17 protein-coding genes and 1 pseudogene are annotated in these 19,139 nt (G+C 56.5%); 14 read left to right on the top strand and 4 right to left on the bottom strand.

What is annotated here, in order from left to right; all coding sequences use genetic code 11:
* Positions 1-2: 2 nt before the first annotated feature.
* From KJF94_RS18275 to KJF94_RS18260, 4 genes are all read right to left on the bottom strand, one after another.
* A complete protein-coding gene (locus KJF94_RS18275; RefSeq protein WP_214377647.1) occupies positions 3-992 on the bottom strand; it encodes a hypothetical protein in 990 nt (329 codons plus the stop codon).
* Positions 989-3,157 (bottom strand): site-specific integrase, encoded by a 2,169-nt coding sequence (locus KJF94_RS18270; RefSeq protein WP_214377646.1) that lies wholly within the window; start codon positions 3,155-3,157, stop codon positions 989-991. The genes KJF94_RS18275 and KJF94_RS18270 overlap by 4 nt, the downstream gene beginning before the upstream one ends.
* The gene (locus KJF94_RS18265; RefSeq protein WP_214377645.1) at positions 3,154-5,355 is read right to left on the bottom strand and encodes a hypothetical protein; all 2,202 of its coding nucleotides are present in this window, start codon (positions 5,353-5,355) and stop codon (positions 3,154-3,156) included. The genes KJF94_RS18270 and KJF94_RS18265 overlap by 4 nt, the downstream gene beginning before the upstream one ends.
* A 127-nt stretch (positions 5,356-5,482) precedes the next feature.
* Entirely contained in the window at positions 5,483-6,319 is an 837-nt protein-coding gene (locus KJF94_RS18260) for a deoxynucleotide monophosphate kinase family protein (protein WP_214377644.1), read from the bottom strand.
* Between the two features lie 114 nt (positions 6,320-6,433).
* On the opposite strand from KJF94_RS18260, the pseudogene KJF94_RS18255 reads away from it, so the two are divergent.
* From KJF94_RS18255 to araH, 14 genes and pseudogenes are all read left to right on the top strand, one after another.
* Positions 6,434-6,772, top strand: a pseudogene (locus KJF94_RS18255) (dTMP kinase); the annotation flags it as partial.
* Entirely contained in the window at positions 6,765-7,751 is a 987-nt protein-coding gene (locus KJF94_RS18250; RefSeq protein WP_214377643.1) for a DNA polymerase III subunit delta', read from the top strand. The pseudogene KJF94_RS18255 and the gene KJF94_RS18250, both read left to right, overlap by 8 nt.
* Positions 7,752-7,793: 42 nt before the next feature.
* The gene (locus tag KJF94_RS18245) at positions 7,794-8,150 is read left to right on the top strand and encodes a PilZ domain-containing protein (protein WP_084322986.1); all 357 of its coding nucleotides are present in this window, start codon (positions 7,794-7,796) and stop codon (positions 8,148-8,150) included.
* Positions 8,151-8,164: 14 nt separating this feature from the next.
* Positions 8,165-8,950 carry a TatD family hydrolase gene (locus KJF94_RS18240; RefSeq protein WP_214377642.1) on the top strand — a complete coding sequence of 262 codons (786 nt, stop codon included), beginning with the start codon at positions 8,165-8,167 and terminating at the stop codon, positions 8,948-8,950.
* A 342-nt stretch (positions 8,951-9,292) separates the two neighbouring features.
* Positions 9,293-9,931: a TetR/AcrR family transcriptional regulator gene (locus KJF94_RS18235; RefSeq protein WP_008031613.1), complete on the top strand. Its 639-nt coding sequence runs from the start codon at positions 9,293-9,295 to the stop codon at positions 9,929-9,931.
* A 138-nt stretch (positions 9,932-10,069) separates the two neighbouring features.
* Positions 10,070-11,038: a GTP 3',8-cyclase MoaA gene (locus KJF94_RS18230; RefSeq protein WP_214377641.1), complete on the top strand. Its 969-nt coding sequence runs from the start codon at positions 10,070-10,072 to the stop codon at positions 11,036-11,038.
* Positions 11,039-11,272: 234 nt separating this feature from the next.
* Positions 11,273-11,881, top strand: coding sequence for a DUF4823 domain-containing protein (locus KJF94_RS18225; protein WP_214377640.1), 609 nt, complete (start codon positions 11,273-11,275; stop codon positions 11,879-11,881).
* Positions 11,882-11,897: 16 nt separating this feature from the next.
* The gene (locus KJF94_RS18220) at positions 11,898-12,458 is read left to right on the top strand and encodes a DUF1285 domain-containing protein (RefSeq protein WP_214377639.1); all 561 of its coding nucleotides are present in this window, start codon (positions 11,898-11,900) and stop codon (positions 12,456-12,458) included.
* 206 nt (positions 12,459-12,664) lie between these two features.
* Entirely contained in the window at positions 12,665-13,381 is a 717-nt protein-coding gene (locus KJF94_RS18215) for a FadR/GntR family transcriptional regulator (RefSeq protein WP_214377638.1), read from the top strand.
* A 127-nt stretch (positions 13,382-13,508) separates the two neighbouring features.
* Positions 13,509-14,384 carry an SMP-30/gluconolactonase/LRE family protein gene (locus KJF94_RS18210; RefSeq protein ID WP_214377637.1) on the top strand — a complete coding sequence of 292 codons (876 nt, stop codon included), beginning with the start codon at positions 13,509-13,511 and terminating at the stop codon, positions 14,382-14,384.
* 198 nt (positions 14,385-14,582) lie between these two features.
* On the top strand, positions 14,583-15,401 hold the full coding sequence (locus KJF94_RS18205) for an SDR family oxidoreductase (protein WP_214377636.1): 819 nt from the start codon (positions 14,583-14,585) through the stop codon (positions 15,399-15,401).
* A 114-nt stretch (positions 15,402-15,515) separates the two neighbouring features.
* On the top strand, positions 15,516-16,520 hold the full coding sequence (locus tag KJF94_RS18200; RefSeq protein WP_214377635.1) for a substrate-binding domain-containing protein: 1,005 nt from the start codon (positions 15,516-15,518) through the stop codon (positions 16,518-16,520).
* A gap of 64 nt (positions 16,521-16,584) precedes the next feature.
* Positions 16,585-18,129 carry an L-arabinose ABC transporter ATP-binding protein AraG gene (gene araG, locus KJF94_RS18195; protein WP_214377634.1) on the top strand — a complete coding sequence of 515 codons (1,545 nt, stop codon included), beginning with the start codon at positions 16,585-16,587 and terminating at the stop codon, positions 18,127-18,129.
* A gap of 12 nt (positions 18,130-18,141) precedes the next feature.
* Positions 18,142-19,110 (top strand): L-arabinose ABC transporter permease AraH, encoded by a 969-nt coding sequence (gene araH, locus KJF94_RS18190; RefSeq protein ID WP_150636025.1) that lies wholly within the window; start codon positions 18,142-18,144, stop codon positions 19,108-19,110.
* The last annotated feature ends 29 nt before the right edge of the window (positions 19,111-19,139 follow it).

Here is a 19,139-nt window from a genome sequence, read left to right as displayed (position 1 = left end):
TCCTACCTGGTCCCGAATAGTCTGATTTCATCGAATCCCCAAGTTATTTGTGGGATTTTGGCCTTTGCGGCGTCAATGAACTCTTCCTCGGGAACGTCTCTGAAGAGAAATTTTTTGTTAGCCGCAACGATTGCGCCTGAAGCATTGAACGGAATATGAATTGCTACCTTGCTGATGAGTTTCAGTTGAGAGAGTAACTGCCCCAGCTCTTCCTGTGAAAATACGGGCAGCTGGATCGCTATGACAACCTTGCCCGGCTTGGCGGGCAGTTCCTCAACGAAATCATCAAAAGTGGAAATATAGCGGTCTTGAAACAGGTGGACTTCGATGTTTGATGGGTCAGGAAATTTCTTTACATTTTCTACTATCGATTGGATCGCTAGATCCTTAGCATCTTCGTATTTGTCGAAATTCTGCTCTTTCTTGTAGGCCTGATTTGCTTGCGTCAGGTCCAGCGCAAAGGCTAAGAAATTTTTTGCGTTCTTGATGGCGTGCGCGTCGCCGTTTTCAGTCGATAGATCGGCAGCTGCCGATGCCATCTGCGAACGTGTTTGTTTCAGCTCCATCTCCGTGAGCTTGCGTTTGAGCATCTCATTATTCTGACTCTGGTTGATCAATAATGAGTTCACCTCGTTCGCTTCGAACGCAAGAATGTCGCTGTTCATCAGCGAGGTGACGCGATTGGTGATCGCCTGCTCCAGCTCCTTCTTGTGCTTCTTCTTGAGTGCCTCAATCTCGCTTTGCAGGGCTGCGACTTCTACCTCTCGTTTAGCCAGGAAATCCCGAGTCGACTCGGCATCGTCGCCGAGCAGACTCGTGATGGACTGCCCGAGGCAGTAAGGCTTCAGGTCTGCGTAGGAGCGGAAAAAAGTCTGGCGAGAGATTCCCGCCATCTCCGAGATTTTGCCAATCGCAAGCTTGGTGAGCCCGTGTTCGAGTTGATGCTCCTTGATCAACTCGATTAGGCGGTCGCGTGTTTCTTGCTTCGTCATGCCGTGACCTGCTTGACTGGGATTCGTTGGTCAATGTTTTCGAGCTTGTTGGTCTCAAGGTTGTTCAGGTGCTCGTTGTTGCTGGCGATCTTCTTGAGGATCATCCTCTTCGCCCGTTCGCTCAGGGTGTCCCCAGCCTTTTCCAGCATGTTGCTGTAGAACTTCACGTTGTCCTGGATCGCATGCTTCGCCTTCTCGACCACAACGGCATGCTTGCAACTGATGTCGCAGCGCGTCGGATTAGGCAGCATATTGGTGACGGTGCCAGTCATGTGCTCCAGGCACGGTGGGAGGTCAGGCGACGAGTAGGTTTCAGTGCTGAGGCAGTAGCTGCCCATCGCAGTGCGGTGGATGAAGAGAGGCTCGCCAGAGGACAGCAGGTGGGAGATGTAAACGAAGATTGTCACCTTCAGCTGTTTGCCGCTAAACGCGTCCGGACGAGCTTTGATGCGGTCCAGCAACCTGATAGCGTTAGGGCCTGATGAGGCACCGTTCTTAACAGCACTGACCAGCTCCGTGAATTCAGCTGTGTAATTTTGCTCGATGGCCTGAGCCACGCTGCGCACGAGGTGAGGGTTGCGACCGATGTACTTGAGCGTCATCGCGAAGCTCTTGTGGCCGAACAAATGCCTGATGAGATCAATGTTCCGTTCGTTGCGGTTGATCAGGATCTCCGCGATCGTTTTACGGAACCGGTGTGTATGGATCCTATCAACGTTCGTGGCCTCACCAAGCTCGCGACAGATAAACTGGACGATGTTATGAGTGGGCTTGTTCATTTCCTTACGACTCTTGGTCGATTGGAAAATGTAGCCCTGCGCTGCGAGGGTGTATATCGAGCGGAGCTGCTTCAATTCCTCGATCTTGTCACCGATAAAGCGCGGCAATGGCAGGAAGTCGACTTCGCCGTTAACGTTAGGATCGTCAGCTGTTTTATAGCGGGTAACACGGATGGTGTAGTCGCCGTTTCCCTCCTTGATGATGTCGTCGAATTTCAGGGAACTCAGCTCCCCTGCGCGTAAGCCTGTGATGAGCGCTAGGAGGACGAAAATGCCGTTCCGTACGTTATCAACACTGACACAGTAAGAGCGCAGCCAGCTATATACGTGCTGTTCATGGGTGGTGTACTCGTAGTCGTAGCTCTTCCTTGATGCTTCAACTAGAGTCTTACCCTCAAGCTTGACGTTAAGTTTTTCTTCAAGCTCGGTATCAACGCGATACCTAACCACAGTACATTTCGCCGTCTGATCTAGCTTTTTCTCTCTGACATACTCAACGACGTCCAAGAGACGGGGTGCTGCTTTCTCCGTCCAAAAAAGGGCGTACTCAACCAATTCGCTCAGGTCGTCTTCAGAGTAAGGCTGCCAGGTGCTCATGCTGCCGGCGAAATGCTGCATCACGTCCCTACGCCGTTCGATACTATCGACTTTGCGCATATCGATATCCAGCGCGAGCCCCAATGGCATCAGGCCCTGTGTGCTCAAAGAACTCCACAGGCGAATCATGTAGAAGAGTGCGTGGTAGTGACGGGCGGCAGTGCCTTCTGCCTTGGCAAGGTCCAACGCTTTGTTGATCATTCGGTGATTGATCAGCGCAATCGAATCTGGTGTGCCATCCAAGAAATTCGGCCCGAACAGATAGCGTTCAAGCAAAACAAACTGGCTCGCCTGAAAATAGCTGGTCACATAGCTTCGAATGGTTCCAAAGGGAGCGAAATCAGGTAGGACATAATACGACATGCCCTTTTTCAGCTCTTTCATTGGCTGTGTCATGCCTACAAAATTTATCCGCCTTGGTGAACCAAACCGGTTCTTAAACAGCGTCCAGATATCCTCTGCATACAGTGAGTACTGCGAGATCGGGAATGCTCCACCTGGATACATTTCGAGCTTTGTCGCAAGGTTGCCAACGCGCTGCTTAACATGTCCGCCTGTTTCTTCCAGCAACGCCGCTAACTCGGCTTCAGCGGCCTCTTCGACATCGTTCTGAAATTCAGAATCCAGCTGTTCGTCTGAATCGTCGCCATCATCATCGTCGGCGTCGAAGCCATCCTCCCTCCCACCCTGGTCATCTTCGCGATCAGCGGCGTGCACGCCGTCAATAAAATCGAGTTCTGTTTGGTCGTCGTCGTTGGATGCTTTTCGAGGCTTCTTATTCGTGCTCATTTCATGTCCTCTTCTTCTAAAATTATTTGCAGAAAATCCAGGTCGTGCGGGAGCAACGAGTCGTTACGGCGCTGATAGCGAACCGCTTCCTTCAGAGCATCAGGGTCCTCCCAGTTATCCAAAATGGAGTCCAGGATGGTGAGTTCCGACTCAAGCGAGCTGCTGTAATCCGACTCGTTGTCAGGCTGCTCTTCGACCAGTTCAACCACGTGAATCCGGCGCTGGATGAGATAGGGCAGTGAGTCCTCGTACAAATTGCACTGCTCGCAGAAGAGGCAGTTTTTGATCGAGTAGCAGCGCTCGCCCTGTTTGACGTAGGTCCGAGCACCGTACCAAGTTGGTTTTAGCTGGTTTGAGCAGCCCCACAAAGGCTTTTCCATCCCCGGAATGTGAAAGATCTTGAGGGGAAGCTCGACCTGGCGCTCCTCGCGTTTGCCGAGAAGGCCCTTGTATTCACGCCGGCGCAGAAGATCCATGATCGCCTCAAGCTCGGAGCGCAGGCGGTTATAACGATCTTGGACTGCTGCTCCCGAGCTGTCGTAGTGCACATCCGTGACAATGCTACCGACGTGGCTCATCAGCATTGAAAGCAGACCCAGGCCTGAACCATGTTTGTTGCGCTGAATGAGCATCCAGGTAGGGCGCAGACGTTTAGTGATCTGCTTGGCTGAGACGAGGCGGTTGCCATTTTCGTAGACCGGATAAGCCCTAAGAAAGTCTTTCACACCTCTCGCGAATGCCCCTATGTTCGTGGCCGAAGTGTGGCGGCCGCCTCTGGTTGCCCAAGTCCCGTAGTACCTAAGGCACAGAAACAACGGGTTGTAGGTGAGGTTTTCTTGGCCATAAGGGATCACATCGAATGCGTATCCCTTGAGTGGCTCGGCAAGCTTGTCGGCGAGCTGGATGAGGTTGTAGCTTGAATAACGATCCGCCTTGCTGCTGACTGCGACGATCGCTTTTGGCGCGTAGTAGGGCTTGCCAGCGCCCTGCGATCGATTCTTTTCCGATTGAATGATCACCTGGGATTCGGATATCGCCCCGGTCAGCGGGTGCTCGAAGTTGTTCTCGTCAACGGTGAGGACGGTTTCTTTGTTCCAGTTGGTCTGGAGCATGATGAACGTAATGATGCACGACATATCCACCATGGTCGGGAAGTAAAGACCCAAAAAATCATCCCACGGCTTCACCGGGAATTTGATTAGCTTCTTGTCGCCCAGCCGATTCCACCGAAAAAGCATGAGCTGAACGATGGTTTTGCAGTCTTTCTTCGAGATCAAAGGCTGGGAGGAGTTCGTCGTCCCCAAAGTTTCGAAAGGAACATCCATCGGATAGCCGTTAACAAGCAACGTCTTAATCGCACGGGCTTCATCGGGGTCCCAGTACCATAAGCTAAGCAGGAATGGATCCTTAGGGTTTTCAAAGCGATAGCATTCCGGCCTTGCGTTATAAATCTGGTTGAATCGTTCTAGATAGTTAGGGAAGTCCAGCAATGCTTGCAGTTCGTCATCCAATGCATGCTTAAGCTTGTACTGGAGATTGAGCGAGGTAACTTTTTGTTTGTGGTCTCGTCGGTGTTGAGCCCACTCAAAAATATTAGATCGAGTGTACTCCGCTGCATATTTCTCCAGCACCTCTTTCAAAGTGTAGGGCTCAGCCTCCATTACTTTCTTTCTGAATTCAAGTTTCTCATACATTGCATCGACATGAGCAGTGAAAGCACCAACAAGATTTTCGAATGCTTGGCCGATAATCGGTTCGGTCTTTTTCTGTACAGGCGCCGCGATTGCAGGAAGAGAGATGCTTGGGATCGTGTCAGTCTGTTTGGAAATTAGAGTAATAGCGCTTTTTAGTTTGGCAGCGTTTTCGTTCCTCTCGCTTTTGTTTAAAAGCCAAGTCTGAAAGTTATTGAAAGTCTCAGCGGTAATGTCCGTCAGCTTATGAAGCTGCAACTGTTCAGGATTGCGGGCGTTGTGTTCGACTGCGAAATCAAAGAAGAGTTTGATAGCCTGCCTCAGGGCATACCCTGAGATCCGACGGTGAGTTGCCGCATACTTTACGAATATAACATGGAGAGACAGACATAGGTGCGACTCCCTGTTCCAGAAGTCGTGCCCCTGGTAGTCGCAAGGCACTGGCTGCGAGTCTGTAGTGCTGGCGAGTTCGTATGGACTCTCGATAGCTGTCACGAACGAAGTCAAAGTCGTCTTCCTGTGGTTGTGGTTATAGGTGTAGATGTGTAGCTTTAGTATTTTCTTAATATTTGACTTTGCTGACTTTGAACGTGTCTTGACTTAACGCATTAGCTGTCGTGAGGTTAAATATTTTTTATTGTGTTGCCAGATTTTCTTTCAAATTTGAAAATGCATGGTGTATAGCGTTTTTATATTCCTCTAGCGTACCATTGTTTTCGATAAGAATATCACCGGTATGAAATTTAATTCCGGCTTCAGAAGAATGTTTTTTAACTTTTTCGGGGTTGTTTCGAATGATGTGCCAGATGTCGCCGCCTAAGTTTCTTATATACTCGGCTTCATTCTCAAAGCGGATGTCTTTGATAATGGTGATGTCTTTATTCTCAAGATTGATTTTTGGCTTTATATACTGACTGCTTGGTGCAGTTTCGGTGTTTTGAAGGTGGGCTTCACGTTGATTTTGAAAGTCCAGAAAGTCTCGCATGGTCATGCATTTGACCAACTGGACCATCGAGTTCGGAGACAGGTTCCAGAATTCATCGTCCCGATCTCGACCTTCGGCGGTCCAGATTTGGTCGTCGGTCAGGCCAAAAAAAGATTGGGCGGCTAGAGCAAAAGGCGTTTCTGGGTCCGCAGCTTCTTGGAAAGTCAGCTGGCGAGGGGAGGGTAGTGGGCTGTTGATTTCACGATCAGCTCGCTTTAACCAATGCAAAGGATCGTAGTCGCGGAACCACTCCGTTCCGACGTGCTGGAAGAATTCGCGAGGCGACATTCCCCATGCATCCAGCTTCTTCTCTTTCGCGGTATCATCCCACGCTTGAGAATCGGTGAGGCCGAAGAGAGCCTTGCAACCAGCTTTCAAAGGATCGGCCAAAGCGAACGCGGCAACCTCGGGATGAGCCAATAAAATGGCTGCTGCTGTGTCCTTCCCGGATCGGGCCTTAGCAGCTAGGCCAATTATTTTTTTCATCAAGCGGCGCTCGTTCATTGATTTTTAAGGTTTTATTATGATTTTTCATGCGTTACATTTCTACGTCTTAAGTAGTATACCATGAGCGTAACATTTTCAAGTCTTCAGCAACAAGATTCGACCTACGCCTATCAGGGTGGTGGTCGCGGCTTGTCGCTGGAGCGCATCGCGACACTGGAAACGTTCGTCCAGGGCGGTCTGCGCCCGGACCTGACGCTGATTTTCGATCTTCCGGTGGAAGTAGGTCTGGCGCGTGCCAGTGCTCGTGGTCGGCTGGATCGCTTCGAGCTGGAAGGCCGGACGTTTTTCGATGCGGTGCGCAGTGCGTTCCTCAAGCGTGCTGAAGCCGATCCGGCGCGTTATGTGTTGGTCGATGCCGCCCAGCCGTTGGCGCAGGTTCAGCAGTCGCTGGACGCCTTGCTCCCACGTTTGCTGGAGTTGACCCGTGGCTGAGGCTTATCCGTGGCAGGACAGCCTCTGGCAGCAGCTCGCGGGTCGCAAGCAACATGCTCACGCCTATCTGCTGCATGGTCCGGCCGGGATCGGCAAACGCGCGTTGGCCGAACGGTTGATGGCCAGTTTGCTGTGCCAGCGCCCGACAGCCCAGGACGCCTGCGGTGAATGCAAATCCTGCCTGTTGCTGAAGGCCGGCAGCCATCCCGACAACTACATCCTGGAACCGGAAGAAGCCGACAAGGCAATCAAGGTCGATCAGGTGCGTGATCTGGTCAGCTTCGTGGTGCAGACCTCGCAGATGGGCGGCCGCAAAGTGGTGCTGATCGAGCCGGTCGAGTCGATGAATATCAACGCGGCCAACGCTCTGCTCAAAAGCCTTGAAGAGCCGTCCGGCGATACGGTTTTGTTGCTGGTCAGCCATCAGACCAGCCGTTTGTTGCCGACCATCAAGAGTCGTTGCGTGCAGCAAGCCTGCCCGCTGCCGAGCGAGGCCATGAGTCTGGCGTGGCTGGCGAAGGCGCTGCCGGACTGTTCCGAAGAAGAGCGCATCGAGTTGTTGACCCTCGCCGCCGGTTCGCCGCTGGCCGCTGTCAACTTGCAGGCCCAGGGTGTGCGCGAGCAGCGAGCGCTGGTGGTCGACGGTGTGAAGAAGTTGCTCAAGCAACAGCAATCGCCGACGCAACTGGCCGAAGGCTGGAACGCGATCCCGCTGTTGTTGCTGTTTGACTGGTTCTGCGATTGGTCGAGCCTGATCCTTCGTTATCAGCTGACGCAGGACGAAGAAGGGCTCGGACTGGCCGATATGCGCAAGGTGATTCAATACCTGGCGCAGAAATCCGCTCAGGACAAAGTGCTGAACATTCAGGACTGGATCCTCGCCCAACGCCAGAAAGTCATGAGCAAGGCCAACCTCAATCGGGTGCTGTTGCTGGAAGCGTTGCTGGTGCAATGGGCGTCATTGCCTACCCAGAAGTGACCGACTGGGCCTATCCTCTGAACATCAGCAGTGGAGGTCAGCATGAATGAAGCCGTCAATCCTGGGCCGCGCAACGGTATTTTGTCCCTGACCATCAAGGACAAGTCCGTGCTATACGCAGCCTATATGCCATTCATCAAGAACGGTGGCCTGTTTATCCCGACCAACAAAAGCTACAAGTTGGGCGATGAGGTATTCATGCTGCTGAACCTGATGGACGAGCCGGAGAAGATTCCGGTGGCCGGCAAGGTCGCCTGGATCACGCCCAAAGGCGCTCAAGGCAACCGCGCCGCTGGCGTCGGCGTGCAGTTCAATGACGGCGACGATACCGCCCGCAGTCGAATCGAAACCCATCTGGCCGGAGCCCTGAAGTCCGACCGTCCCACCCATACGATGTAAGTTGCAGCCCTTTTATGCTCGTAGATTCCCATTGTCACCTTGATCGCCTCGACCTCGCCGCCCACGCCGGCTCTCTGGATGCCGCACTCGATGCGGCCCGGCAGCGCGGGGTAGGGCACTTTCTGTGTATCGGCGTCAGCGTCGACAACGCCGCCGACGTCAAAGCCCTGGCCGAGCGTTACGACGATGTCGACTGTTCCGTCGGCGTGCATCCGCTGGACGTTCAGCCGGGCGCTGCCCCAGCGCTGGACTGGCTGTTGCAGGAGCTCAACCATCCGCGTGTGGTTGCGATCGGTGAAACCGGCCTGGATTATCACTACGAACCTGAAGCGGCTGAGCTGCAGCAGGAATCGTTTCGCCTGCACCTGCAAGCCGCGCAGCAAACCGGCAAGCCAGTGATCATTCACACCCGTGGCGCCCGGGCCGACACCTTGAACCTGTTGCGTGAAGCCGCGCTGCCCCAGGCTGGCGTCCTGCACTGCTTCACTGAAGATTGGGACATGGCCAAAGCGGCACTGGACATGGGTTATTACATCTCCTTGTCCGGCATCGTCACTTTCCGCAATGCCGATGCGCTGCGTGACGTGGCCAGCAGGGTGCCCGCTGATCGCTTGCTGGTGGAAACCGACTCGCCGTACCTGGCGCCGATCCCCTATCGCGGCAAGCCGAACCTGCCGCAGTATGTGCGGGAAGTGGCAGAGTTTCTGGCGATGTTGCGCGGTGAGTCCTACGAGCGATTTGCCGGGCAGACGACGGAAAACTTCAAGCGGCTGTTCCCGCTGGCGCATGTGAAAGGCTAAATCGCAGGCAAAAAAAACCCGGGTTCTGGGGGGTGAATCCGGGTTAAGACCATTAGGAGTAAAACAATGGTACGCGGTCCGTTGGTACCAATATCGACGCGGCACTTGGGGGAGATGCCCCGCCGACAGTTGAAGTATTGATCAGTATTGCGCCGAGTCCAGTTTACCGGTCGAGGTTTTTAAACAATTTTGGAATACGTGCGCTTCGGAAGCGTTCTCATTAAATGGCGGCGCTGCCAGAATTCATCAAGAAACACAGATATGGATGGATGATCCGTGCATTTTGCCGCAAGTTAGGCATAATACGCGGCTTCGAATTTTGACCCCGACAGACCTTTTCTTATGCATAAAGAACCTCGTAAGGTCCGTGAATTTCGTCGCCGTGAGCAAGAAATTCTCGATACCGCGCTCAAGCTGTTCCTCGACCAAGGTGAAGACAGTGTCACCGTCGAGATGATTGCTGATGCCGTCGGTATCGGCAAAGGCACGATTTACAAGCACTTCAAATCGAAAGCGGAGATCTATCTGCGCCTGATGCTCGATTACGAGCGCGATTTGAACGAGCTGTTGCATTCGGCAGACGTCGACAAGGACAAGGAAGCCCTGTCCCGGGCCTACTTCGAATTCCGCATGCGCGATCCGCAACGCTACCGCTTGTTCGATCGCCTCGAAGAAAAGGTGGTCAAGGGCAACCAGGTGCCGGAGATGATCGAGGAGCTGCACAAGATCCGCGCCTCGAACTTTGAACGCCTGACCCTGCTCATCAAGGGTCGCATCAGCGAAGGCAAGCTCGAAGACGTGCCCCCTTACTTCCATTACTGCGCGTCCTGGGCGCTGGTGCACGGGGCCGTGGCGCTGTATCACTCGCCGTTCTGGAGCAATGTGCTGGAAGATCAGGAAGGCTTCTTCCAGTTCCTGATGGACATCGGCGTACGCATGGGCAACAAGCGCAAGCGCGATACCGACACCCCGAGCAGCTGAGCCATTCAGTAGCCTTATTGCGCCATTATTTCGCTACATGGCGCAGTATCTCAGGAATATACTCAGGCATGGGACTTGCTAAAACTTGATTTGTAAGTCAAGTTTTACGCCGTCCGATTTCCTTGTGCCGGAGTGACCATGATCGTTGACCGTCAAGGCAGGCGTTTCCGCAATCTGCGAATCAGCCTGACCTCAGCCTGCAATTATGCGTGTACCTACTGCGTGCCCAACGGCAAGCGGTTGGTCGCTGCGCAGGATGAATTGTCGGCCGAAGCCATGGCACGCGGCGTTGCCTACCTGATCGAAGCGGCGGGGATCGAGCGACTGCGCATCACCGGCGGTGAGCCGCTGGTCAGCCCCAAACTCGAAGCCTTCATGACCGCCATCGGGCAGATGGGCCTGCAAGACATCAGCCTGACCACCAATGGTCAACTGCTGGCAAAAAAACTGCCCCTGCTGGTCGACGCCGGCATCCGGCGCATCAACGTTTCCCTCGATACCCTGGACGCCGGTGCATTCCGCAGCATTGCCCGTGGCGGTGATCTGGCGACGGTACTCGACGGCATGGACCAGGCCAGCGCCGCCGGTATGAAGATCAAGGTCAACATGGTGCCGTTGCGCGGGCAGAACCTCGATCAGGTGATGCCGCTGCTCGATTACTGCCTGGAGCGTGGCTATGAACTGCGCTTCATCGAGCTGATGCGCATGGGGCACCTGGCCAGTGACAACAACGCTTTTCTGCAACAGTTCGTCAGCCTTCAGCAGTTGCTGAGCCTGATCGGCGATCGCTATGAATATCTCCAGGCCGATGCTCCCGTCGACGCGACCGCGGTTCGCTATGAGATTCCGGGTCAGGGCTACTTCGGTGTGATCGCTAACGAAAGCGTTCCGTTCTGCCGCACCTGCTCGCGACTGCGCTTGTCGTCGACGGGCTGGCTGCATGGCTGTCTGTCGTCGAGCAACCGGCACTATGTCGGTGACTTGCTGGACAAGCCGCGCCATCAGGCGTTGCCGGCCTTGCAGAGACTGTTGGTGAAGGCCTTGGGTGACAAGCAGGAAGTGGCGTTTTCCGGTGGTGCGACTGTCATGAAGATTATCGGCGGCTGATAAACCCCTGTGGCGAGGGAGCTTGCTCCCGCTGGGTCGCGAAGCGGCCCCAAAACTATCAAAAACAACGCGCTCGTCCGGGTTCACGACGGCTGCGCCGCCGAGCGGGAGCAAGCTCCCTCGCCACAAATCAGTATTATCAACCTCGAAGTATTCATCACCCCAAGGACTGGCGCGGAAGCTGCATCCCATGGCCATTCGCCGGTTTTCCGTCACCGGCCTCTGGAGGGTAGGATGCGTAGCCTGGTTTTGCTGCTGGCCGTTTTGGCGCTTGGTGGCTGCATGAATGTCAGCGATCTGGCTGAAGGGACTCGCTACCACATGAGCGACGCGGGTCTGCTCGACCACAGCGATAGCCGCCGGGTGAACAATCTGCGCATTCAACCGGATTCGTTCGTCTATATCGCCCAGGGCGCCTTTGCACCGCCGGGCAGCGCGGTTTATCCGCGACCTAACGTGATCGCCGAAGTCGCGTTCGACGGCTTTATCGAATACTTCCCGATGGTCCGCCGTGCGCGTGCGCCGGAAGGCCTCGACCAGGCCATGGGCGAAGCCCGTGCGGCCGGTGCGCATTACCTGCTCTATACCCGTTTCGCCAAGTCTGACGACCGCATCGGCAACTCGGACGAATGGCTCGACCAGGAAGCCGTGGATCGCCTCGGTATCGACACCGGCGTGATTCAGATCATGTTGATCGAGACCAGCACCCAGTATTTGATCGATACTGCACGTATCAAGAGTCGTGGCGGTTTACTGACGTTCCACGACAAAAAGCCAGAAGACCTGATGGGCCCGCCGCTGGAGCAATACGCGCGTAGCCTGCTGGGGCTCAGCGACCAGTAATCCCAAGGAGAACGCCATGAGTGGCCCGCAAAAAGCCAACGACCTGTTGGGGCAGATCCCCAAGACCAAAGGCTTGCCACCGGTCCATTTGTGGAACCCCGACTTCTGCGGCGACATCGACATGCGTATCGCACGCGACGGCACCTGGTATTACCTGGGCACGCCGATCGGGCGCAAGCCGATGGTCAAATTGTTCTCCACCATCATTCGCCGCGACGGCGATGATTATTTCCTCATCACACCTGTCGAGAAAGTCGGCATCAAGGTCGATGATGCGCCGTTCGTGGCGATTGCCGTCGAGGTGGAAGGCGAGGGTGACGCCCAGGTCTTGCGCTTCACCACCAACGTCGATGAAACCGCCGAGGCGGGTGCCGAACATGCGATCCGCGTGGTGATTGATCCGGTGACACAAGAGCCTGCGCCTTACGTGCATGTGCGCACCAATCTCGAAGCGTTGATTCACCGCAATGTGTTTTACCAATTGGTGGAGCTGGCGGTCACCCGCGAGATCGATGGGCAGCGCTGGCTTGGCGTGTGGAGCGGCGGCAAGTTCTTCCCCATCGGTCTCGAGCCATAACACATAACCCTGTGGGAGCGGGCTTGCCCGCGATGGCGGCGTAACAGGCAGCATTGATGTTGAATGTTACGGCCCTATCGCGGGCAAGCCCGCTCCCACAAGGTTTCTGTTCTGATCCTGAAAATCAAATTGACACCCAATCATATGATGATTAGCGTGGGCAACCATCGCGAACGGCTTTGTGCCGTCCCTGTCTCGAGGTGCCCATGTCCAGCAGTTTTCACGCATCGACGGTCGATTGGCTGGGTTGCTGGATTGCCGCGGGCCAGGTGAAACCGGGGGAAACCCTCAAGGTTGAAGCCGATCTGGGCGAGCAACTCGGCGTCAGTCGCACGGTCATCCGCGAAGCCATCAAAACCCTGGTCGCCAAAGGCATGCTCGAAGTCGGGCCCAAGGTTGGCACGCGGGTGTTGCCGGTGCGGCGCTGGAACCTCTTCGATCCGCAAGTCGTCGGCTGGCTTTCACGCAGTGGCTTGCCGGAAAATTTCGTCGACGACCTGCTCGACCTGCGTCGCACCATCGAACCGATGGCCGTGCGCTGGGCCTGCGAGCGAGCGACCGTCGAACAGGTGCAAGCAGTGCTTCAGGCTTACAACGCACTGGAGCGAGCGGTAGACAGCGGCGTCGATTACAACCGCGCCGACCAGTTCTTTCACGAGTGCATTCTGGCGGCCAGCCACAATCAATTCATCGAACAAATGGTCCCGGCCCTTGGCGCGTTGCTGGCGGTGTCTTTCGAAGTCTCCGCTGCCGACCCTGACGAGCTGCGCCGCACATTACCGATTCACAAAGACATGGCTGAGGCCATCGCCGCTCGCGATGCCGCGCGCGGTGTATGGGCCTGCATGACCCTGATCGACAACGCGGACCTGGCCATCAAACGCTTCTACCCAAAAGTCATGGCCGACAAAAAAGCCGGCTAAACAAAAAGAACCCTTGTGGGAGCGAGCCTGCTCGCGATGGCTGAGTTGCATCCAAATAGATGTCGCCGGACCCACCGCTATCGCGAGCAGGCTCGCTCCCACATAAAGCAAAAAAGCAGGAGGTTTCATGGAGTGGACCGCAGTTACCCAGCACCGTGCACACCTCGGCGAAGGCCCGTTCTGGGATGCGCCGACCCAGGCGCTGTACTGGGTGGATATCGCCGGCAAACAGGCACTGCGCCTGATCGGCGCCAACGTGCAGATCTGGCAGATGCCCGAGCACGTGTCTGCCTTCATTCCCTGCGAAAGCGGCGATGCGCTGGTGACATTGAGCAGCGGCGTGTACCGGCTCGATCTCGATTCACCGGGCCTTGAGCCGCGACTGACGTTGCTCTGCGTCGCCGACCCGCAACCCGGCAATCGCGCCAACGAAGCCCGTTGCGATGTGCAGGGCCGGCTCTGGCTCGGCACCATGCAGAACAACATCGGTGAAAACGGCGAAGACCTGCCCATCGTGCGGCGTTCCGGCGGCTTGTTTCGTATCGACCGTGATGCCCGGGTCACGCCGCTGCTTCGCGGATTGGGCATTCCCAACACGTTGCTGTGGAGTGACGACGCCACCACGCTTTATTTCGCCGACAGCCTGGATGGCACGCTCTACCAGCATTTCATCCGCACCGACGGCGGCCTCGATCCCGCGCTAGTCTGGTTCGGCCCCCATGAACGTGGCGGCCCTGATGGCTCAGCAATGGATGCCGAGGGGTATTTCTGGAACGCACGCTGGGACGGTAGTTGCCTGCTCAGGTTGACGCCGGACGGTCATTTCGATCGCGTGATCGAACTGCCGGTCAGCCGTCCCACCAGTTGCGTGTTCGGCGGCGCAGACCTGAAAACCCTCTACATCACCAGCGCCGCGAGCCCGCTCAACCATCCGCTGGACGGGGCGGTGTTGTCCCTTCGGGTCGATGTGCCCGGAAAACCCTGTACGAGGTTTGCCGGATAAATCCCAAAATATGGGATGTAAAATTATATATTGAGATTATTTGGCGGTCGGGTTTATAGTCGGCCCCATCAGTTACACGCACTCACACTTAAAAAAACAAAACAGGTGAAGTGATGCAGCGATTTTCCAAAAAGCTTTTTGGCCGGACATCGACAGATGCCCGGTTTTTGTCGTGCCCGCGAAAGGGAGTTTTGAGTCATGGGTGAGCCTCTTTCCCTGCCACCGGTGCCCGAGCCACCGAAGGGTGAACGCCTTAAAAACAAGGTCGTGTTGCTGACCGGCGCCGCTCAGGGCATCGGCGAGGCGATTGTTGCGACCTTCGCCTCCCAGCAGGCCAGGCTGATCATCAGCGATATCCAGGGCGAGAAAGTCGAAAAAGTCGCGGCGCATTGGCGAGACAAGGGTTTTGATGTTCAGGCGATAAAGGCTGACGTGTCCAGCCAGCAAGACCTGCACGCCATGGCCAGACTGGCAGTCGAGTTGCACGGCCGCATCGACGTGCTGGTCAACTGCGCCGGGGTCAATGTATTCCGCGATCCGCTGGAAATGACCGAAGAAGACTGGCGTCGCTGCTTCGCCATTGACCTCGACGGCGCCTGGTTCGGCTGTAAAGCGGTGCTGCCGCAAATGATCGAGCAGGGCGTCGGCAGCATCATCAACATCGCCTCGACCCATTCCACTCACATCATTCCGGGCTGCTTCCCGTACCCGGTGGCCAAGCACGGTCTGCTGGGCCTGACCCGCGCGCTGGGCATCGAATATGCGCCGAAGGGCATTCGCGTCAACGCCATCGCACCGGGCTACATCGAAACCCAACTGAACGTCGATTACTGGAACGGTTTTGCCGACCCGCACGCTGAACGCCAGCGGGCTTTCGATCTGCATCCACCGCGGCGCATCGGCCAGCCGATTGAAGTGGCGATGACCGCCGTTTTCCTCGCCAGCGACGAAGCGCCATTCATCAACGCATCGTGCATCACCATCGATGGTGGTCGCTCGGTGATGTATCACGACTGAATAACCGGCTTTCAGGCGCGGAACTCCGTCTGAAATCCAATCATCATACGATATGACTATTTGCTGCACCGGCTTTCAAAATAACGCTCAAAAAAAATAACAAGGAGTCAGCTTATGAATCGTCGTCGTGGGATCCGTTCCCTGTGCTGTGCCGCTTTGGCGGTCACCGCGGTCAGCCTGAGCAGTACGCTGCTGGCGGCCGAGGAAGTGAAGATCGGTTTTCTGGTCAAGCAGGCGGAAGAGCCCTGGTTCCAGACAGAATGGGCCTTCGCCGAAAAGGCCGGCAAAGAGAAAGGTTTCAAAGTCATCAAGATCGCCGTACCGGACGGCGAGAAGACCCTTTCCGCCATCGACAGCCTGGCCGCCAACGGCGCCAAGGGCTTCGTGATCTGCCCGCCGGACGTGTCCCTCGGCCCGGCGATCATGGCCAAAGCCAAGCTCAACGGTTTGAAAGTGATTGCCGTGGATGACCGCTTTGTCGATGCCGGCGGCAAGTTCATGGAAGACGTTCCGTACCTGGGCATGGCTGCGTTTGAAGTCGGCCAGAAGCAGGGCGCGGCGATGGCCACGGAAGCGAAAAAACGCGGCTGGGAGTGGAAAGACACCTACGCGGTCATCAACACCTACAACGAACTCGACACCGGCAAGAAGCGCACCGACGGTTCGGTCAAAGCGCTGGAAGACGCCGGCATGCCGAAAGACCACATCCTGTTCTCGGCGCTGAAAACCCTCGACGTGCCGGGCAGCATGGACGCCACCAACTCGGCGCTGGTGAAACTGCCGAGCGCGGCGAAAAACCTGATCATCGGCGGCATGAACGACAACACCGTGCTGGGCGGCGTTCGCGCCACCGAGAGCGCCGGTTTTGCCGCGACCAACGTGATCGGCATCGGCATCAACGGCACCGATGCCATTGGCGAACTGAAGAAACCCAACAGCGGCTTCTTCGGTTCGATGCTGCCGAGCCCGCACATCGAGGGCTACAACACCGCCAGCATGATGTACGAGTGGGTCACCACCGGCAAAGAACCGGCGAAATACACCGCTATGGACGACGTGACCCTGATCACGCGCGACAACTTCAAGCAGGAACTGGAAAAGATCGGCCTCTGGAACTGAGGCGCGGTTGATTTCATCGGCGGCCCTGGCGACGGGGCCGCCTGATCTGTTGATGAGGTGGCTTATGCACGCGCAAGTACAGACACAATACGACAGCGCCGGCGGCAGCCTGCGCTTCAACGGGATCGGCAAGACCTTTCCCGGGGTGAAGGCGCTGGACGGCATCAGCTTCGTCGCCCATCCGGGCCAGGTGCACGCCTTGATGGGCGAGAACGGGGCCGGCAAATCGACGCTGCTGAAAATCCTCGGTGGCGCTTACACACCGAGCAGTGGCGACCTGCAGATCGGCGAGCGAACGATGGTCTTCAAATCCACCGCCGACAGCATCGGCAACAAGGTGGCGGTGATCCATCAGGAGCTGCACCTGATCCCGGAAATGACCGTGGCGGAAAACCTGTTCCTCGGTCATCTGCCCGCCAGTTTCGGCCTGATCAATCGCGGCGCACTGCGTCAGCAAGCGTTGGCCTGCCTCAAAGGCCTGGCCGATGAAATCGATCCGCAGGAGAAAGTCGGGCGCCTGTCCCTGGGGCAACGGCAACTGGTGGAAATCGCCAAGGCGTTGTCCCGTGGCGCGCATGTGATCGCCTTCGACGAACCGACCAGCAGCCTCTCGGCGCGGGAGATCGATCGCTTGATGACGATCATCGGACGCCTGCGCGACGAGGGCAAAGTGGTGCTCTACGTCTCCCATCGCATGGAAGAAGTGTTCCGCATCTGCAACGCGGTGACGGTGTTCAAGGACGGCCGTTTCGTGCGCACCTTCGAGGACATGAGCGAGCTGACCCACGATCAGTTGGTCACGTGCATGGTCGGGCGCGACATTCAGGATATTTACGATTACCGTCCGCGCAAGCGTGGCGCGGTAGCATTGAGGGTCGACGGTCTGCTCGGGCCGGGCTTGCGTGAGCCGGTGAGCTTCGATGCGCACAAAGGCGAGATTCTGGGGTTGTTCGGCTTGGTCGGTGCCGGTCGTACCGAGTTGTTCCGCATGCTCAGCGGCCTTGAGCGCAACACCGCCGGGCGCCTGGAATTGCGCGGGCATGAACTGAAACTGCGCTCCCCCCGGGATGCGATTGCGGCGGGGATTCTGCTGTGCCCCGAAGACCGCAAGAAGGAGGGCATCATGCCGCTCTCCAGCGTCGCCGAGAACATCAACATCAGCGCACGCGGCGCCCATTCCACCTTCGGTTGCCTGTTGCGTGGCCTGTGGGAGAAGGGCAACGCCGACAAGCAGATCAAGGCACTGAAAGTGAAGACGCCCAACGCGGCGCAGAAAATCATGTACCTGTCCGGCGGCAATCAGCAGAAGGCCATTCTTGGTCGCTGGCTGTCGATGCCGATGAAAGTCCTGCTGCTCGACGAACCGACTCGCGGCATCGACATCGGTGCGAAAGCCGAGATCTACCAGATCATCCATAACCTCGCTGAAAGCGGTATCGCGGTGATCGTGGTGTCCAGCGACCTGATGGAAGTCATGGGTATTTCCGACCGCATCCTGGTGCTCTGCGAAGGGGCGATGCGCGGCGAACTGTCCCGTGACGAGGCCAACGAATCCAACCTGCTGCAACTGGCTTTGCCGCGCCAACGCGCTGACGGCGTGGCGAACTGAGAGGTGACAATGATGACAACCCAAAACAACGCTCTGCCCACCCAGCGCAAACCGCTCGACCTGCGGCGCTTTCTCGATGACTGGGTGATGCTGCTGGCCGCCGTCGGGATCTTCGTGCTCTGCACCTTGCTGATCGACAACTTCCTTTCGCCGCTGAACATGCGCGGCCTGGGCCTGGCTATTTCGACCACCGGGATAGCGGCGTGCACCATGTTGTATTGCCTGGCGTCGGGGCATTTCGACTTGTCGGTGGGCTCGGTGATTGCCTGCGCCGGCGTGGTCGCGGCGGTGGTGATGCGCGACACCGACAGTGTGTTCCTGGGTGTCGCTGCGGCGCTGTTCATGGGGCTGATCGTCGGGCTGATCAACGGGATCGTGATTGCCAAGCTGCGGGTCAATGCGTTGATCACCACGCTGGCGACCATGCAGATCGTTCGCGGTCTGGCTTACATCTTTGCCAATGGCAAAGCGGTGGGCGTGTCGCAGGAGTCGTTCTTCGTCTTCGGTAACGGCCAGTTGTTTGGTGTGCCGGTGCCGATTCTGATCACCATCGTCTGCTTCCTGTTTTTCGGCTGGCTGCTGAATTACACCACCTACGGGCGCAACACCATGGCCATCGGTGGCAACCAGGAAGCGGCGCTGCTGGCCGGGGTCAACGTTGACCGGACCAAGATCATCATCTTCGCCGTGCACGGTGTGATCGGGGCGTTGGCCGGGGTGATCCTGGCTTCGCGGATGACCTCGGGGCAGCCGATGATCGGCCAGGGTTTTGAACTGACGGTGATCTCGGCTTGCGTGCTCGGCGGGGTGTCGCTGAGTGGCGGGATCGGCATGATCCGGCATGTGATTGCCGGGGTGTTGATTCTGGCGATCATCGAGAATGCGATGAACCTGAAGAACATCGATACGTTTTATCAGTATGTGATTCGCGGTTCGATCCTGTTGCTGGCAGTGGTCATCGACCGCCTCAAACAGCGCTGACCGCGTTTTTGTGGCGAGGGAGCTTGCTC

The organism is Pseudomonas hormoni (assembly GCF_018502625.1).
GTDB classification, from domain to species: domain Bacteria; phylum Pseudomonadota; class Gammaproteobacteria; order Pseudomonadales; family Pseudomonadaceae; genus Aquipseudomonas; species Aquipseudomonas hormoni.
Note: the sequence above shows the minus strand (reverse complement) of the source record. Positions and strands in the feature narration are given on the sequence as shown.

Excerpts from the sequence above, each read along its gene's own strand:
- araH (WP_150636025.1), top strand. The coding sequence starts at position 18,142 with ATGACAACCCAAAACAACGCTCTGCCCACCCAGCGCAAACCGCTCGAC.
- KJF94_RS18275 (WP_214377647.1), bottom strand. The coding sequence starts at position 992 with ATGACGAAGCAAGAAACACGCGACCGCCTAATCGAGTTGATCAAGGAG.
- KJF94_RS18245 (WP_084322986.1), top strand. The coding sequence starts at position 7,794 with ATGAATGAAGCCGTCAATCCTGGGCCGCGCAACGGTATTTTGTCCCTG.
- KJF94_RS18240 (WP_214377642.1), top strand. The coding sequence starts at position 8,165 with ATGCTCGTAGATTCCCATTGTCACCTTGATCGCCTCGACCTCGCCGCC.
- KJF94_RS18220 (WP_214377639.1), top strand. The coding sequence starts at position 11,898 with ATGAGTGGCCCGCAAAAAGCCAACGACCTGTTGGGGCAGATCCCCAAG.
- KJF94_RS18215 (WP_214377638.1), top strand. The coding sequence starts at position 12,665 with ATGTCCAGCAGTTTTCACGCATCGACGGTCGATTGGCTGGGTTGCTGG.
- KJF94_RS18235 (WP_008031613.1), top strand. The coding sequence starts at position 9,293 with ATGCATAAAGAACCTCGTAAGGTCCGTGAATTTCGTCGCCGTGAGCAA.
- KJF94_RS18270 (WP_214377646.1), bottom strand. The coding sequence starts at position 3,157 with ATGAGCACGAATAAGAAGCCTCGAAAAGCATCCAACGACGACGACCAA.
- KJF94_RS18260 (WP_214377644.1), bottom strand. The coding sequence starts at position 6,319 with ATGAAAAAAATAATTGGCCTAGCTGCTAAGGCCCGATCCGGGAAGGAC.
- KJF94_RS18230 (WP_214377641.1), top strand. The coding sequence starts at position 10,070 with ATGATCGTTGACCGTCAAGGCAGGCGTTTCCGCAATCTGCGAATCAGC.
- KJF94_RS18200 (WP_214377635.1), top strand. The coding sequence starts at position 15,516 with ATGAATCGTCGTCGTGGGATCCGTTCCCTGTGCTGTGCCGCTTTGGCG.
- araG (WP_214377634.1), top strand. The coding sequence starts at position 16,585 with ATGCACGCGCAAGTACAGACACAATACGACAGCGCCGGCGGCAGCCTG.
- KJF94_RS18205 (WP_214377636.1), top strand. The coding sequence starts at position 14,583 with ATGGGTGAGCCTCTTTCCCTGCCACCGGTGCCCGAGCCACCGAAGGGT.
- KJF94_RS18210 (WP_214377637.1), top strand. The coding sequence starts at position 13,509 with ATGGAGTGGACCGCAGTTACCCAGCACCGTGCACACCTCGGCGAAGGC.
- KJF94_RS18225 (WP_214377640.1), top strand. The coding sequence starts at position 11,273 with ATGCGTAGCCTGGTTTTGCTGCTGGCCGTTTTGGCGCTTGGTGGCTGC.